The organism is Thermomonospora cellulosilytica, from assembly GCF_014138835.1.
Classification (GTDB): Bacteria; Actinomycetota; Actinomycetes; order Streptosporangiales; family Streptosporangiaceae; genus Thermomonospora; species Thermomonospora amylolytica.
In genome coordinates this window covers 6,584,699-6,599,145 of sequence record NZ_JACJII010000001.1, presented here as the reverse complement: position 1 = coordinate 6,599,145, position 14,447 = coordinate 6,584,699, and the positions used below count along the sequence as shown (strand labels likewise).

Annotated in this window: 11 protein-coding genes; 7 read left to right on the top strand and 4 right to left on the bottom strand. The window is 73.6% G+C overall.

The genetic code is table 11. The annotated features are described in order from the left end of the window. Positions 1-174 precede the first annotated feature (174 nt). Together HNR21_RS31050 and HNR21_RS31045 are read right to left on the bottom strand one after the other, a co-directional pair. Complete coding sequence (locus HNR21_RS31050; protein ID WP_182707950.1) at positions 175-1,383, bottom strand: MFS transporter; 1,209 nt, start codon at positions 1,381-1,383, stop codon at positions 175-177. A gap of 601 nt (positions 1,384-1,984) precedes the next feature. After that, positions 1,985-2,602 (bottom strand): TetR/AcrR family transcriptional regulator, encoded by a 618-nt coding sequence (locus HNR21_RS31045; protein ID WP_119729158.1) that lies wholly within the window; start codon positions 2,600-2,602, stop codon positions 1,985-1,987. 127 nt (positions 2,603-2,729) lie between these two features. Between HNR21_RS31045 and HNR21_RS31040 the strand changes: the two genes are divergently transcribed. Both HNR21_RS31040 and HNR21_RS31035 read left to right on the top strand, forming a co-directional pair. Further along, complete coding sequence (locus HNR21_RS31040) at positions 2,730-3,896, top strand: cysteine desulfurase family protein (RefSeq protein WP_182708924.1); 1,167 nt, start codon at positions 2,730-2,732, stop codon at positions 3,894-3,896. Between the two features lie 81 nt (positions 3,897-3,977). Then, positions 3,978-4,826, top strand: a complete 849-nt coding sequence (locus HNR21_RS31035; RefSeq protein WP_182707949.1) for a DUF1206 domain-containing protein — start codon at positions 3,978-3,980, stop codon at positions 4,824-4,826. Here HNR21_RS31035 and HNR21_RS31030 read toward each other — a convergent pair. Next, a complete protein-coding gene (locus tag HNR21_RS31030) occupies positions 4,823-5,860 on the bottom strand; it encodes a DUF695 domain-containing protein (protein ID WP_182707948.1) in 1,038 nt (345 codons plus the stop codon). The two genes, HNR21_RS31035 and HNR21_RS31030, sit on opposite strands and share 4 nt — an antisense overlap. A 107-nt stretch (positions 5,861-5,967) precedes the next feature. On the opposite strand from HNR21_RS31030, the gene mnmA reads away from it, so the two are divergent. From mnmA to HNR21_RS31015, 3 genes are read left to right on the top strand one after another with little or no spacing between them, the layout of a single operon-like run. Beyond that, positions 5,968-7,044: a tRNA 2-thiouridine(34) synthase MnmA gene (gene mnmA / locus HNR21_RS31025; protein ID WP_182707947.1), complete on the top strand. Its 1,077-nt coding sequence runs from the start codon at positions 5,968-5,970 to the stop codon at positions 7,042-7,044. Positions 7,045-7,068: 24 nt separating this feature from the next. Continuing rightward, on the top strand, positions 7,069-7,893 hold the full coding sequence (locus HNR21_RS31020) for an LLM class F420-dependent oxidoreductase (protein ID WP_182707946.1): 825 nt from the start codon (positions 7,069-7,071) through the stop codon (positions 7,891-7,893). A 9-nt stretch (positions 7,894-7,902) separates the two neighbouring features. Next, positions 7,903-8,913, top strand: coding sequence for a methionine synthase (locus HNR21_RS31015; RefSeq protein WP_182707945.1), 1,011 nt, complete (start codon positions 7,903-7,905; stop codon positions 8,911-8,913). Between the two features lie 110 nt (positions 8,914-9,023). Here HNR21_RS31015 and HNR21_RS31010 read toward each other — a convergent pair whose 3' ends face one another. Next, complete coding sequence (locus HNR21_RS31010) at positions 9,024-9,692, bottom strand: esterase/lipase family protein (RefSeq protein ID WP_182707944.1); 669 nt, start codon at positions 9,690-9,692, stop codon at positions 9,024-9,026. A 207-nt stretch (positions 9,693-9,899) separates the two neighbouring features. Between HNR21_RS31010 and ligA the strand changes: the two genes are divergently transcribed. Further along, complete coding sequence (gene ligA / locus HNR21_RS31005) at positions 9,900-12,071, top strand: NAD-dependent DNA ligase LigA (protein ID WP_182707943.1); 2,172 nt, start codon at positions 9,900-9,902, stop codon at positions 12,069-12,071. Positions 12,072-12,358: 287 nt separating this feature from the next. Next, positions 12,359-14,419 carry a putative bifunctional diguanylate cyclase/phosphodiesterase gene (locus HNR21_RS31000; protein WP_182707942.1) on the top strand — a complete coding sequence of 687 codons (2,061 nt, stop codon included), beginning with the start codon at positions 12,359-12,361 and terminating at the stop codon, positions 14,417-14,419. Positions 14,420-14,447 lie beyond the last annotated feature (28 nt).

Here is a 14,447-nt window from a genome sequence, read left to right as displayed (position 1 = left end):
AGACCCCGGCCACGATCTCCGGTTTCGTTCTGTGCTCGCCGGGGGCTTACTCCGGACGGAGCGCTTGCGGGGGACCCCTCACGTCCCCGCAGGTGGTCCGAACATCCTTGCCGGTTCGTTCTGCACTTGCCTGGGGAGTCCGCTTCGGACGGGGCGGTTGCGTGTCCGGGGTGGTCAGGCGGCCAGGGCGCGTTCCTCGTCGGTCGCGTCGTGGGCCTCCGCCGGGGTGTAGGCGCCGGCCAGGTCGGTGGTCGTGCCGATCGGCAGTACCGCCGAGCCCGCGGCGACCAGCAGTGCGAACAGCACCATCAGGCCCAGCCCGGCGCGCAGCGAGGTCGCCTCGGCCAGCCAGCCGATCAGCACCGGTCCGACCAGCAGCCCGCCGTACCCCATCGCGCTGACCTGGGCCACCGAGGCGTCCGAGCGGCCCGGTGCGGCGGTGCCCGCCAGCGAGATCAGCGTGGGCACGATCGTGCAGACCGCAAGCCCGGTGAGCACGAAACCCGCCAGCGCCACCGGCACCACGGGGGCGCCGAGCACCACCCCGGCCCCGGCCGCCGTGGCCAGGCTCGCGGCCACCAGCAGCCGGCGGGTCCCCAGCAGCGTCCGCACCCGGTCGCCGACCAGACGGCCCGCCAGCATCGCCGCCTCGAACAGCGGGTAGCCCAGCGCCGCCACCCACTCGGCCGTGTGCAGCTCCTCGTGCAGCAGCAGCCCGCTCCAGTCGGCCACCGCGCCCTCGGTCATGAACGCCATGAACGCCAGCGCCCCGATCACGTACACCGCGACCGGCAGCCGCACCCGCCCGCCGGTCCTGCGCGCGGCCGGCCGGGCGTCGTCGTCCAGGTAGGTCCGCCCCAGCACCAGCGCGGCCGGACCGGCGACCAGCGCCGCCCCCAGGACGGTCTGGGTGAACGACAGCCCCGCGTACGCCGTCAGCGCCCCGAACAGCCCGCCGGACATCGCGCCCACGCACCAGCCGGCGTGCATCCCGCTCATCAGCGGCCGCCGGTACGCCCGTTCCACCACGCTGGCCTGCGCGTTCATCGCCACGTCCATGACCCCGAAGGCCATGCCGAACGCCGCCACCGCCGCCAGCAGCAGCCGGTAGTCCGGGGCCAGCGCCACCAGCGCCGCGGTCGCCGCCGACAGCGGCGCCGCCACCCGCAGCACCGCCCGGCTCCCGGCCCGGGCGATCACCCCGCGCAGCCCCTGCATCGCCACCAGCGCGGCCACGCCCCAGACCAGCAACACCGTCCCGGCGGCCCCCGGGCCGATGTCGAACTTGCCGGTCAGGGCCGGCATGCGGGACACCCACACGCCGCACAGCAGGCCACCGAGGGCGAACGTCGAGAACGCCCCGGCCCGAGCCCGAAACAGCACTTCTGCTCCTTTCTGGTTGCTTGTGGGGGGACGACCCCCCACGCCCCCCGCGGCGGTCCGGGCATCCTCGCCGTCCCGTCCTGCGCTCGCCTGGCGGCTCGCTCCGGACGGGACGGCTGCGGTGCCCGGACCGCTCAGGTGAACCGCCGCTCCGCTGGAGCTCCGCGGCGGTTCACCTGTGTGGGGTCTGTCCGTGGTTGTTGTGGAAGTTCTGGGGGCTCCGCCCCCAGACCCCGGCGGCGATCTCCGGTTCCTGCTGCCGTTCGGCATGCGGATGCCGGAGGGCTGCCGTTCGGCGGCGCCTTGCGGGTCGGGGGTTGCTGAGGGGGTGGAGCGTTGGGGGTGAGGGGTGGGTCACCCTGGTCGGATTGGTGGTCGGTCCTGGTCAGGTTCGGTGGTTCGTCCTGGTCAGGGCCTGGATTGTGCTGATCAAGGATGGGTCCGTCCTGGCAGGGGTCGGGGCGTCCTGGCCAGGGTCGGGGCTCCTCCTGATCAGGTTGGTGGTCCTGGTCTGGGTTTGCGGGGTGGCCGGGGGCCGGTCAGGGCTTGGGGTGCGCTGACGGGGATGGTCCGCTCCGGTCAGCGCGTGGGGGCGTTCTGGTCAGGTTCGGTGGGGTGTTCCGGCCGGGTTCGGCGGGTCGCCCGGGTCGGGGTTCGGGGGTGCCTCGGCCGGGTTCGGCGGGGTGTCCTGGGTGGGGGCGGCCATGGCCAGCAGGCGGTGTTCGAGGGCCTGCCATTCCCGTTCGTCGTAGACGTCGGGGGCGTGGCTGATCACTTCCCACAGGCCCTCGGCGGCCAGGCGGACGACCATGGCGGTGACGGGGTCGGGCTCGCGGGCCGGGTCGACGTGGTGCCAGCGGGCCATCGCCTGGCGGAGCGGGGCGATCAGCTCCGGGTCGGTGGCGGAGGCGGTGATGGCCGACCAGCGTCGGCGGGTCCGGCCGCCGTCGGCGCCGCCCAGGACGTGGAACGTCGCCCGTACGTAGGCGCGGGTGTAGGAGCCGGGGGAGCCGTCGTCCAGGCTCTCCACCAGGGCGTCGAACTCCTCGATGACCCGCGAGACCATCGCCCTGATCAGGGCTTCCTTGGTGGGGAAGTGGTACAGCAGGCCGCCCTTGCTGACGCCGGCGCGCTGCGCCACGGCGGACAGCGTGAGCGCGGCGGTGCCGTGCTCGAAGAGCACGGCCTCGGCGGCGTCGAGGAGGGCGGCACGTTTCATGGTGCTTCTACTGTACCGTCCGGACGGTACAGTGCAAACGGCGGGGAACCGCGGGGACGGGCGTGTGGGCGGGCCGGGGTGACCGTGCGGTCGTGCGGCCGCGGGGCGCGGCTACTGTGGACGTGTGGTGACCTACCTCGACCATGCCGCGACCACCCCCATGCTGCCGGAGGCCGTCGAGGCGATGACCGCGGAGCTGGGCAGGCTCGGCAACCCCTCCTCGCTGCACGCCGTCGGCCGCCGCGCCCGCCGGGTGGTGGAGGAGTCCCGCGAGATCATCGCCGAGGCGTTCGACGCCCGTCCCAGTGAGGTGATCTTCACCGGGGGCGGCACCGAGGCCGACAACCTGGCCGTCAAGGGCATCTACTGGGCGCGCCGGGCCGCCGATCCGGCCCGTACCCGGGTGCTGGCCAGCGCCGTCGAGCACCACGCGGTGATGGACGCGGTGCAGTGGCTGGCCGACCACGAGGGCGCCCGGGTGGAGTGGATCCCGGTGGACGGCACCGGCCGGGTGGAGCCCGCCGTGCTCAAGGAGATGATCGGCCCGCGCGGCGGCGCCGACATCGCGCTGATCACCGTGATGTGGGCCAACAACGAGGTGGGCACCGTCCAGCCGGTCGCCGAGCTGGCCGCGCTGGCCCGCGAGCACGGCATCCCGTTCCACACCGACGCGGTGCAGGCCGCCGGGCAGCTCCCGGTCGCGTTCGCCGCCTCCGGCGTGCAGGCCCTCACCCTGTCGGGGCACAAGCTCGGCGGTCCGCTCGGGGTGGGCGCGCTGCTGCTGGCCAAGGGCACCGACCCGGTCCCGGTGCTGCACGGCGGCGGCCAGGAACGCGACGTGCGCTCCGGCACCCTCGACACCCCCGCCATCGCCGGGCTGGCCGCCGCGGTGCAGGTCGCCCGCGCCCGCCGCGACGAGGAGGCCCGCCGCCTCACCGGGCTGCGCGACATGCTGATCGCCCGGGTCAGGGCCGCCGTCCCCGACGCCGTGCTGAACGGCGACCCGGTGCACCGGCTGCCCGGCAACGCCCACCTGTCGTTCCCCGGCTGCGAGGGCGACGCGCTGCTGATGCTGCTGGACGCCCGCGGCATCGAGTGCTCGACCGGCTCGGCCTGCTCGGCGGGCGTCGCCCAGCCCAGCCACGTCCTGCTGGCGATGGGCGCGAGCACCGAACGCGCCCGCGGCTCGCTGCGCTTCAGCCTCGGCCACACCTCCACCGAGGCCGACGTGGACGCCCTCGCCGAGGCCATCGGCCCGGTCGTCGAACGCGCCCGCCGCGCCGGCCTGACCTGACCCGTCTCTTCCGGGGCCGGCCCCTCGTTTGACCTTCTCTTGAACGGGCACAGCGTGGCCGTTCACGACGAGGAGGCGACGATGGCGACGGTCGGAACGGCGGACGGCGAGGCGAGACGGGCGGGCCGGCAGGCGGCCGGGCATCCCCTCTTCCATCGGCTCAGCCGTACCGGACTGGCCTCCAAGGGCGTCATCTACCTGCTGATCGGCGCGCTCGCGGTGCAGATCGGGCTGGGCGACGGCGGCGCGGAGGCCGACAAGAACGGCGCGTTGGAGACGGTGGCGGCCCGGCCCGGCGGCACCTTCCTGCTGTGGCTGCTGGTCGTCGGGTTCGCCGGGCTGGCGCTGTGGCGGTACGCCGAGAGCGCCTACGGCCAGCCCCTCCCCGGCGGCCGCAAGGCGACCAAGCGGCTGGCCTCGCTGGCCCGCGGCGTGTTCTACACCGTCGCCTGCCTGGCGATCCTGGCGTTCGTGCTCGGCCGGGGGGCGTCCTCCAGCGACGACCAGTCCAAGGAGTGGACCGCCCGGGCCATGGAGCAGCCGGGCGGCCGGTGGCTGGTGCTGGCGGTCGGGCTCGGCCTCGTCGGCTGGGGCGTCGGCAACATCGTGAACGCCGCCCGCCGCACATTCCTCGACAAGCTCGACACCTGGCGGATGAGCCCGCGCACCCGCACCGTCGTGACCTGGCTCGGCGTCGTCGGGCGCAGCGCGCGCGGGCTGGTCTTCGGCACCGCCGGGATCTTCCTCGCCCACGCGGCCGTCACGTTCGACCCCGGCAAGGCCAAGGGCCTGGACGGCACGCTGCGGGAGTTCGCCCGCACCCCCGCCGGGCCGTGGGCGCTGGTCGCCGTGGCGCTCGGCCTGGTGGTGTTCGGCGCCTACACGTTCTGCGAGGCCCGGTGGCGCAAGGTCGAGACGACCCGCCGCTAGGGCCGGTAGGGGGCCAGCGCCCGCCAGCCCGGGTCGGGAGCGGAGACCACCTTGGCCTTGCCCTCCGGCCAGCCCGCGGCCAGCTGGTCGAGACGGGCCAGCACCCCGGAGTCGGGGTCGGCGTACAGGTGGAACACCCGCAGCCCGTCACCGGTCTCCCGCACCGCCAGCACCGCGTCCGGCCCCAGGTCGTCCAGCTTGCGCTCGAACTCCCGCAGCGCCGAGGCGGACGGCTCCACCGGCAGCCGGTCGGGGTTGCTGTGCGCGTACGGCACCGACACCGCCACGTGCAGGTCGCACAGCGGGTGGTCCTGGCGGTGCAGCGGGAACCGGGCGCCCAGCCGGGCCGGGTGCCCGCGCGGGGTGCGGCCCTCGCCCGACAGCCAGGTCGGCTCCCGGAACGGCTCGGACACCTGCGACACCACCGCCGGCAGCATGCTCGGCGGCAGCGAGTCCACCGGCTGCTCGGTGGCGACGGTGACGTCGCCGACCCAGCGGGCCACGTCGTCCTCGCCCAGCGCCCAGATCAGCACGTGCTCGGCGACCTGCTCGCGGACGTCCTCGGCCACGAACAGGAAGTCCGGGTGGTAGGCGGCGATGTGGATGCGCGCCCGCCCGTGGTCCACCCGCATGCCCAGCCGCACGTACTCCAGGTCGAACTCGTGGTCGCCCAGCACCAGCCGCTGCCCCAGCATCTCCGGGTCGGGCTGGCGGGCGGCGTGCAGCGCCCAGCCCCCGGTGTCGGGAGGCGCGGCCCGCACCCAGCGTTCGGCCAGCCCGCGCAGCTCCGCGTCACCGCCGCCGCTGACGGTCAGCGACGGGGCGCCGTCGTCCGGCCGGCCGATCTCCCACTGCAGGCCAGGGTGGATCCTGTGCACCCGCAGCGACAGTTCTTCGACCATCTCGGCCGACAGCCCCTCGGCGAGCGCGGTCTCGATGTCCGCTCGCGCCTGGGCCCACCAGTCCCAGAACTCGACGATCGCTGGGGCCGGTGCCGGATGTGACGTGTCGCGCGGTCGGCGGAAGAGTCCCATAGGGGATCAATCGTATTGCCCTCCGGTGACAGGGGCGCAGGTAAGGCGGGGTCGTGTCGGAAGGCCCGGCGCGGGCGGGCTTCGCGGGCGCGTAGCCTGGAACGGTCATGACTCTGCGCGTACTCGCCGCCATGTCGGGCGGTGTCGACTCAGCGGTGGCCGCCGCCCGTGCGGTCGAGGCCGGCCACGACGTGACCGGCGTCCACATGGCCCTGTCCAGCAACCCCAGGTCGTACCGGACCGGGGCGCGGGGCTGTTGCACCCTGGAGGACTCCCGGGACGCCCGCCGCGCCGCCGACGTGATCGGCATCCCGTTCTACGTGTGGGACCTGGCCGAGCGGTTCGACCGGGACGTGGTGCAGGACTTCGTCGACGAGTACGCCGCCGGCCGCACCCCCAACCCCTGCCTGCGCTGCAACGAGAAGATCAAGTTCGCCGCGCTGCTGGACAAGGCGCTGGCGCTGGGCTTCGACGCGGTCTGCACCGGCCACTACGCCCGGCTGGAGGGCGGCGTGCTGCGGCGCGGGGTGGACGAGGCCAAGGACCAGTCGTACGTGCTGGCCGTGTGCACCCCCGAGCAGCTGGAGCACGCGATGTTCCCGCTCGGCGACACCACCAAGGCGGAGATCCGCCGCGAGGCCGAGCGCCGCGGGCTGCAGGTCGCCGACAAGCCCGACAGCCACGACATCTGCTTCATCGCCGACGGCGACACCCGCGCGTTCCTGGCCGAACGGCTCGGCACCGCCCCCGGCCCGATCGTGGACGTCTCCGGCGAGGTCGTCGGCGAGCACCAGGGCGCGTACGCCTACACCGTCGGCCAGCGCCGGGGCCTGCGCATCGGCCGCCCGGCGCCGGACGGCAAGCCCCGCTACGTGCTGGACATCTCCCCGGTGACCAACACCGTGACGGTCGGCCCGCGCGAGGCCCTGGACGTGCACGAGATCGTGGGGGAACGGCCGGTGTGGCTGTCCCCGCGGCCGGACGGCCCGCTGGAGTGCCAGGTCCAGTTGCGCGCGCACGGCGAGGTCTACGACTGCACCGCCGAGCCGGACGGCGACGGGCTGCGGATCCGCCTGCACTCCCCGGCGCGGGGGGTCGCCAAGGGCCAGGCCGCCGTCCTGTACGACGGGGACCGGGTGCTGGGGTCGGCCACCATCGGGGAGACCTCGCGGGTCCCGGTCTGAGATCACCGGCGGTACCGTCTGCGCATGGACTTCGGAGTCTCCACCTTCATCACCGACGAGGGCATCGACCCGGCGCGGCTCGGCCGCGCCCTGGAGGAGCGCGGGTTCGCCGCGCTGTTCGTGGCCGAGCACACCCACATCCCGGTGCGCCGCGAGTCGCCCTGGCCGGGCGGCGCCGAGCTGCCGCGGATGTACTACCGCACGTTCGACCCGTTCGTGGCGCTGACCGCCGCGGCGGTGGTCACCGAACGGCTGCAGGTCGGCACCGGCATCGCCCTGGTGATCCAGCGCGACCCGATCATCCTGGCCAAGGAGGTCGCCTCCCTGGACCGGGTGTCGAACGGCCGGGCGATCCTGGGCGTCGGCGCCGGCTGGAACCGCGAGGAGATGCGCAACCACGGCACCGACCCGCGCACCCGGATGCGGCTGCTGCGCGAACGGGTGCTGGCGGTCAAGGCGCTGTGGACCGAGGACGAGGCCGAGTTCCACGGCGAGTTCGTGGACTTCGACCCGGTGTTCTGCTGGCCCAAGCCGGTGCAGGACCCGCACCCGCCGATCATGGTGGGCGGCTCGGGCCCGACCACGTTCGACCGGGTGATCGGGTTCGGCGACGGCTGGATGCCGATCTACGGGCGCGGCACCGAGGACCTGGCCGCCCAGATCGCCGAGCTGCGCGAACGCGCGGGCCGCCGGGTGCAGGTGACGATGTTCGGCACGCCGCCCAAGCCCGAGGCGATCGAGGAGTGCCGGGCCGCCGGGGTGGACCGGGTGCTGTTCGGGCTGCCGACCGAGCCCGCCGACGCCACGCTGGCCAGGCTGGACAAGATCGCCGGGCTGATCGTCTCCTAGGCTGGGGACGTGGCCGAGAACGCGAGGTATCCGTGGTCGCCGGGCACCGCGACCGGCGTCGGCTCCCACCCCGGGCAGGACCCGGCGGAGGCGCTGCGGGTGGTGCTCGGCGAGCTGCCCGGCCTGCCGCACCTGCCGGAGCTGCCCGACCGGGGTCCCGGCGCGGACATGGTCGGCCGCACCGCGGGGCTGCTGGTGGACCTGCCGGTGGAGCTGCAGCCGTCCGGGTGGCGGCTCACCGGCCGGCCCGGCCGGGACGTGCGGCGCGCGCACGATCGCATGGCGCACGACCTGGACGTCCTGGAGGAGCTGGCGGGCACCTACGAGGGGCCGCTGAAGATCCAGGTCTGCGGCCCGTGGACGCTGGCCGCCGCCGTCGAGCTGCCGCACGGCGACCGGACGCTGAAGGACCCCGGCGCGGTCCGCGACCTGGTCGCCTCCCTCGCCGAGGGGGTGGCCCGGCACGTCGCCGAGGTGCGGCGGCGCGTTCCGGGGGCGGAGATCCTGCTGCAGCTCGACGAGCCGGGGCTGCCCGCCGTGCTGGCCGGGTCGGTCCCGACGGCCAGCGGCTTCTCCCGGCTGCCCGCCGTGGAGGGGCCGGTCGCCGAGGACGGCCTGCGCCGGGTCGTCGAGGCCGCCGGGGCGTGGCCGCTGGTGCACTGCTGCGCCCGTGACGTGCCGTACGCGCTGCTGCGCGGGGCGGGGGCCAAGGGGATCTCGATCGATCTGAGCCTGGTGCCGGACCGGGACGACGATCCGATCGGGGAGACCATCGACGCCGGGATCGCCCTGTTCCTGGGCGTCCTGCCGGGGACGGACACCGCGCTGCCGTCGTTGCAGGCGACCGCCGCGCCGGTGCGCGAGCTGTGGCGGCGGCTGGGGTTCCCGGAGGGACGGCTCGGCGAGCAGGTGGTGGTCACCCCGGCCTGCGGGCTGGCGGGGGCGTCCCCGGCGTACGTGCGCGCCGCCCTCAAGCGCTGCCGCGAGGTGGCGCGCACCCTGCACGAGGCTCCCGAGTAGACGCCGAAGCGCCCGTACCGCGCGGCGGTACGGGCGCTCGGGCACCAGGTCGGGCGATCGCAGCGGTGTGCGGGCCGTCCGACCCGGCGGGCGCTCCCCGGAAGAGCAGGTCAGGAGCTGGTGAAGTCGGCGATCTCGCCGAGCACCCCGGTGTCGGTCAGGAACCCGAGGTGGGTGGTGCAGACCTCGTAGTTGTTGGTCGCGCCCTCGAGCCGGGTGCTGGTGTAGGGGATGATGATGCCGTCGCAGGGCGAGTACCAGGTGGCGTACCGGGTGTTGCCGGGGGTCTCGTCGCCGGAGGTGATCTGGGCGATGAACGACGAGCCCGGGTACATCTGCTGGCAGGTCGTGTAGATCAGGCAGGCGCCCGCGTAGGTGGTGCCGTGGTTGGCCCCGGCGATCGAGGCCAGCCGGCCGACGTTGGGGTGCCCGTTCAGGACCTTCAGGTAGTAGAGGCTGACCAGCCCGCCCATGGAGTGGTTGACGATGTCGACCTGGGAGGCCCCGGTCTGCGCCTTGACCTGGTTGACGTAGTTGGCCAGGCCGCGGGCGTTCTGGACGTTGTCGCCGTAGGAGTTGTACTCGTAGGCGAACAGCTGGTTGCTGCCGTAGCCGTTGAGCCGGAACACCGACATGGCGGTCACCCAGTTGGACGCGCTGCCCGTGTAGCCGTGCACGAAGATCACGGGCCTGGTGGGCGCGGCGTGGGCCGCCGGCGCGATCGCGAACGCCGTGAGGGCCGCGACCAGGGCCGTGAGGATGCCGATCATCCGGCGCATGAAGCCTCCTCGAAGGGTGGGATGGAACGCGCCAACGATGACCGAGCGGTCTTTTCGTGCGCATCGGTGAAATCACCGGTGTGATCACCGGTCCTCCCGGGGGTGTCCGTGCGCCCCGGTGAGCACCGCGCCGGGCCGGCTCCGGCGCGGTGCGCCGCCGCGGCCGGGGTCGGCGGTTTTGTCGGTGGCGCACGCGACAATGGGGCCATGAGCTTGAGTGATTCCGGGGTTCCGGTCGAGGCGGCCCAGCGGCACGCGGAGCTGAGCCGGGAGATCGACGAGGCCAACTACCGCTACTACGTGCTCGACCGGCCGACGCTGAGCGACGCCGAGTACGACCGGATGATGCGCGAGCTGCGCGAGATCGAGGAGCGGCATCCGGCCCTGGTGACCCCGGACTCGCCGACGCAGAAGGTCGGCGCGCCGATCACCACCGAGTTCACCCCGGTCGAGCATCTGGAGCGGATGCAGAGCCTCGACAACGCGATGGCCGACGAGGAACTGCTGGCCTGGGGCGACCGGGTGGTCAAGGAGGTCGGCGAGGGCGCCTCCTACCTGTGCGAGCTCAAGATCGACGGGCTGGCGGTCGCGCTGGTCTACCGGGACGGCCGGCTGGTGCGCGGGGCGACCCGGGGCGACGGGCGCACCGGCGAGGACGTCACCAACAACATCCGCACCATCGACGTGATCCCCGACCGGCTGTCCGGCGAGGGCTGGCCGAGCCTGCTGGAGGTCCGCGGCGAGGTGTTCCTGACCGTGGAGGCGTTCGAGCGGATCAACGCCGCCATGGCCGACCTGGGGCGGGAGCCGTTCGCCAACCCGCGCAACGCCGCCGCCGGGTCGCTGCGGCAGAAGGACCCGCGGATCACCGCCCAGCGCCCGCTGAGCATGCTGGTGCACGGGTTCGGCGTCTGGGAGGGCCGCGAGCAGCCGCGCAGCCAGGCCGAGGCGTACGAGCTGATGCGCGGGTGGGGGCTGCCGGTCAGCGAGCTGTACCGGGTGGTCGAGGACCTGGACGGGGTGCGCGAGTACATCGCCCACTACGGCGAGCACCGGCACGAGCCCGCGTACGAGATCGACGGCGTGGTGGTCAAGGTCGACCAGCTCCCGCTGCAGCGCCGGCTGGGCTCCACGCTGCGGGCGCCGCGCTGGGCGATCGCGTTCAAGTACCCGCCCGAGGAGGTCAACACCAAGCTCCTGGACATCAAGGTCGGCGTCGGGCGCACCGGCCGGGTCACCCCCTACGGGGTGATGGAGCCGATCCAGGTGGCCGGGTCGACGGTGGCGTACGCGACGCTGCACAACGCGTCCGAGGTCAAGCGCAAGGGCGTGATGATCGGCGACACCGTGGTGCTGCGCAAGGCCGGCGACGTCATCCCCGAGATCGTCGCCCCGGTGACCGGGCTGCGCGACGGTAGCGAGCGCGAGTTCCAGATGCCCGAGACCTGCCCGGAGTGCGGGACGAAGCTGGCGTACGAGAAGGAGGGGGACGTCGACATCCGGTGTCCCAACGCCCAGTTCTGCCCGGCCCAGCTCCGCGAGCGGCTGTACTTCGTGGCCAGCCGGAACGCCCTGGACATCGAGGCGCTGGGCTATGTGGCGGCGACCGCGCTGACCCAGCCGCTGGAGCCGGCCACCCCGCCGGTGCGCAACGAGGGCGACCTGTTCCACCTGACCGTGGACCAGCTGCTGCCGATCAGGAGCGTGGTGCGCGACCAGCGCACCGGGCTGCCCAAGATCGACGACAAGACCGGCGAGCAGAAGGTGGTGTCCTTCTTCGCCAACAAGGAGGGCAAGCCCAAGAAGACCGTCGAGATCCTGTTCGCCGAGCTGGAGAAGGCCAAGAAGCAGCCGCTGTGGCGGGTGCTGGTGGCGCTGTCGATCCGGCACGTGGGGCCCAAGGCGGCGCAGAGCCTGGCCCGCGAGTTCGGCTCGATGGACGCGATCATGGCGGCCACCGAGGAGGAACTGGCCGCCGTCGACGGGGTCGGGCCGACCATCGCCGCCTCCATCAAGGCCTGGTTCGAGGTGGACTGGCACCGCGAGATCGTCGACAAGTGGCGGGCGGCCGGGGTCCGGATGGCCGACGAGGGGGCCGGCGGGCCGCGTCCGCTGGAGGGCGTCACGGTGGTGGTCACCGGGTCGCTGGAGCACTACAGCCGGGACTCGGCCACCGAGGCGGTGCAGACGCTGGGCGGCAAGGTGACCGGCTCGGTCTCCAAGAAGACGGACTTCGTGATCGTCGGCGACAATCCGGGGTCCAAATACGACAAAGCGGTCAAGCTGGGCGTTCCGGTGCTGGACGAGGACGGATTCCGCGTGCTGCTCGAGCAGGGGCCGGAAGCGGCCAAAGCTGTAACGCAGTCCGCCGAGGAGTGAACGCGCCCTTCCCGGACCCGGGGCGGCCGGCCGGGCATGCGCAGGTCACCGCCCCGGATCCGGGGGTCGGGCGGCGCGGGTCCACGGGTCGGCGCGCCGCCGTCTCGAGGTTGCGCGAGGACGAGCGCCCGGAGATTACCCAACGGTATGGTGTAACTACCCAATGGTGATGATCGGTGCGATCGGGTGAGGTTGCCCCATAACGCAACGTACCCAACCGGTTTCGCGAAGTCGACCGAAGGTCGTACCCTCCTCACCATCCCACTCGTCCCCTCCTCGAGGCCGTGATGAAGGACCCCAACAACACGCGGAACACGAGGCCGCGGCGCGGATCCCCGCTGTGGATCTACTTCGTCGCGGTCATCGGCGTCGGGGCGGCCGCGTTCGCCGTGGCGATGCACGGCACCACCCGGGCCGATCTCGACGCGCTGGCCGCCAACCCGGTGTTCTGGATCCTGGCCGGCTTCATCGTGTTCGGCGAGCTGCGGCCGATCGTCACGGCCGGGTCCGCCGAGCACAGCGGGGCGACCACCTCCACCACCTTCTCCTTCGCCGCGCTGCTGTACGCCGGCCTGCCGGTGGCCGCCCTGCTGCAGACCCTGGCCGTGGTCGTCTGCGGGGTCTTCCGCCGGCACGCCGCGCACCGGATCGCCTTCAACGTCGCCCAGTTCACCCTCAGCCTGACCGCCGCCGCGCTGGTGCTGCGCGCGTTCGGGATCAGCGCCGCCGCCGCGCCCGGCCGGCTGTGGGTGCCCGAGGGGGGCGACCTGCCGCCCATCGCGCTGGCCGGCGCGGCCTACTTCGTGTGCAACGACCTGTTCGTGTGCACCGCGGTGGCGCTGCACGAACGCGCCTCGCTGCTCAAGACGCTCCGCTGGGACCTGGGCTACCAGGTGCTGGTGCACGTGGCGCTGCTGGCGCTGGCCCCGCTGGTGGTGGTCACCATGGACCGGTCGGCGGCGTTCGTCCCGCTGATCGCGCTGCCGTTCGTGGCGGTCTACCTGAACGCCTCGGTGTCGGTGCGCCGCGAGCACCAGGCCCGCCACGACGGGCTGACCGGGCTGCCCAACCGCAAGCTGCTGACCCTGCGCACCGAGGAGGCGCTGGCGGCGGCCCGCGCCGACCGGTCCGGCCGGCGGCGGGTCGGGCTGTTCCTGCTGGACCTGGACCGGTTCAAGGAGGTCAACGACACCCTGGGGCATCCCACCGGGGACCGGCTGCTGCAGATCGTGGCGCACCGGCTGACGCACAGCGTGCGGCCCGGCGACCTGGTGGCCCGGCTCGGCGGGGACGAGTTCGCGGTGCTGCTGCCGTCCATCCGCGACGAGCAGGCCGCCCGCGAGGTCGCCGCCCGGCTGCGGGTGGCGCTCGGCGAGCCGGTGCGGCTGGAGGGCCTGTCGTTCGACCTGGAGGCCAGCGTCGGCATCGCCCTCTACCCCGACCACGCCCCCGACTACGGCCTGCTGGTGCAGCGCGCCGACGTGGCGATGTACGAGGCCAAGGTCAACCGCACCGGCGTGGAGGTCTACAGCCCGGCCAAGGACCGCAACTCCCCGGTCCGCCTCGGCATGCTCGGGGACCTGCGGCGCGCCGTCGACCGCGGTGAGCTGGAGCTGCACTACCAGCCCAAGGTGCCGCTGGCCGGCGGGCCGCCGGTCGGCCTGGAGGCGCTGCTGCGCTGGCGGCATCCCGACCGCGGGCTGCTCGGCCCGGACGCGTTCCTGCCGGTCGCCGAGCAGACCTACCTGATGCGCTCGATCGGCCAGTACGTGCTGGACTCCGCGCTGACCCAGCTCGCCGCCTGGTGGCGGGAGGGCCTGACCGTGCGGGTCGCGGTGAACGTCTCGGCCCGCGACCTGCTGGACGTGGGGTTCGCCGAGACCGTCGCCGCCGGGCTGGCCCGGCACGGCCTGCCGCCCGGCGCCCTGCAACTGGAGATCACCGAGCGGGTCCTCACCCACGATCCCGCCTACGCCGCCGAGACCCTGGACGGCCTGGCCCGGCTCGGCGTGCGGCTCGCCCTGGACGACTACGGCACCGGGCGGTCCTCTCTGGTCAGCCTGAAACGCCTGCCGGTGGAGGAGATCAAGATAGACTCCTCGTTCGTGTCCCGGCTGGCGGACTGCGCCGACGACGCCGTGATCGTCCGCTCCATCGTCGAACTGGCCCGCACGCTGGGCCTGCGCTCGGTCGCCGAGGGCGTTGAGGACGCCACGACCGCCCAGCACCTGCGCGACCTCGGCTGCGACGCGGCCCAGGGCTGGCTGTTCGGCCGCCCGATGGACGCCGGCGCCGCCACCGACTGGCTCCGCCGCACCATGGAACGGGCCCCGGAGCCGGCCGCCTGACCCCCCGACACCCTCCCGGAGGTAACGC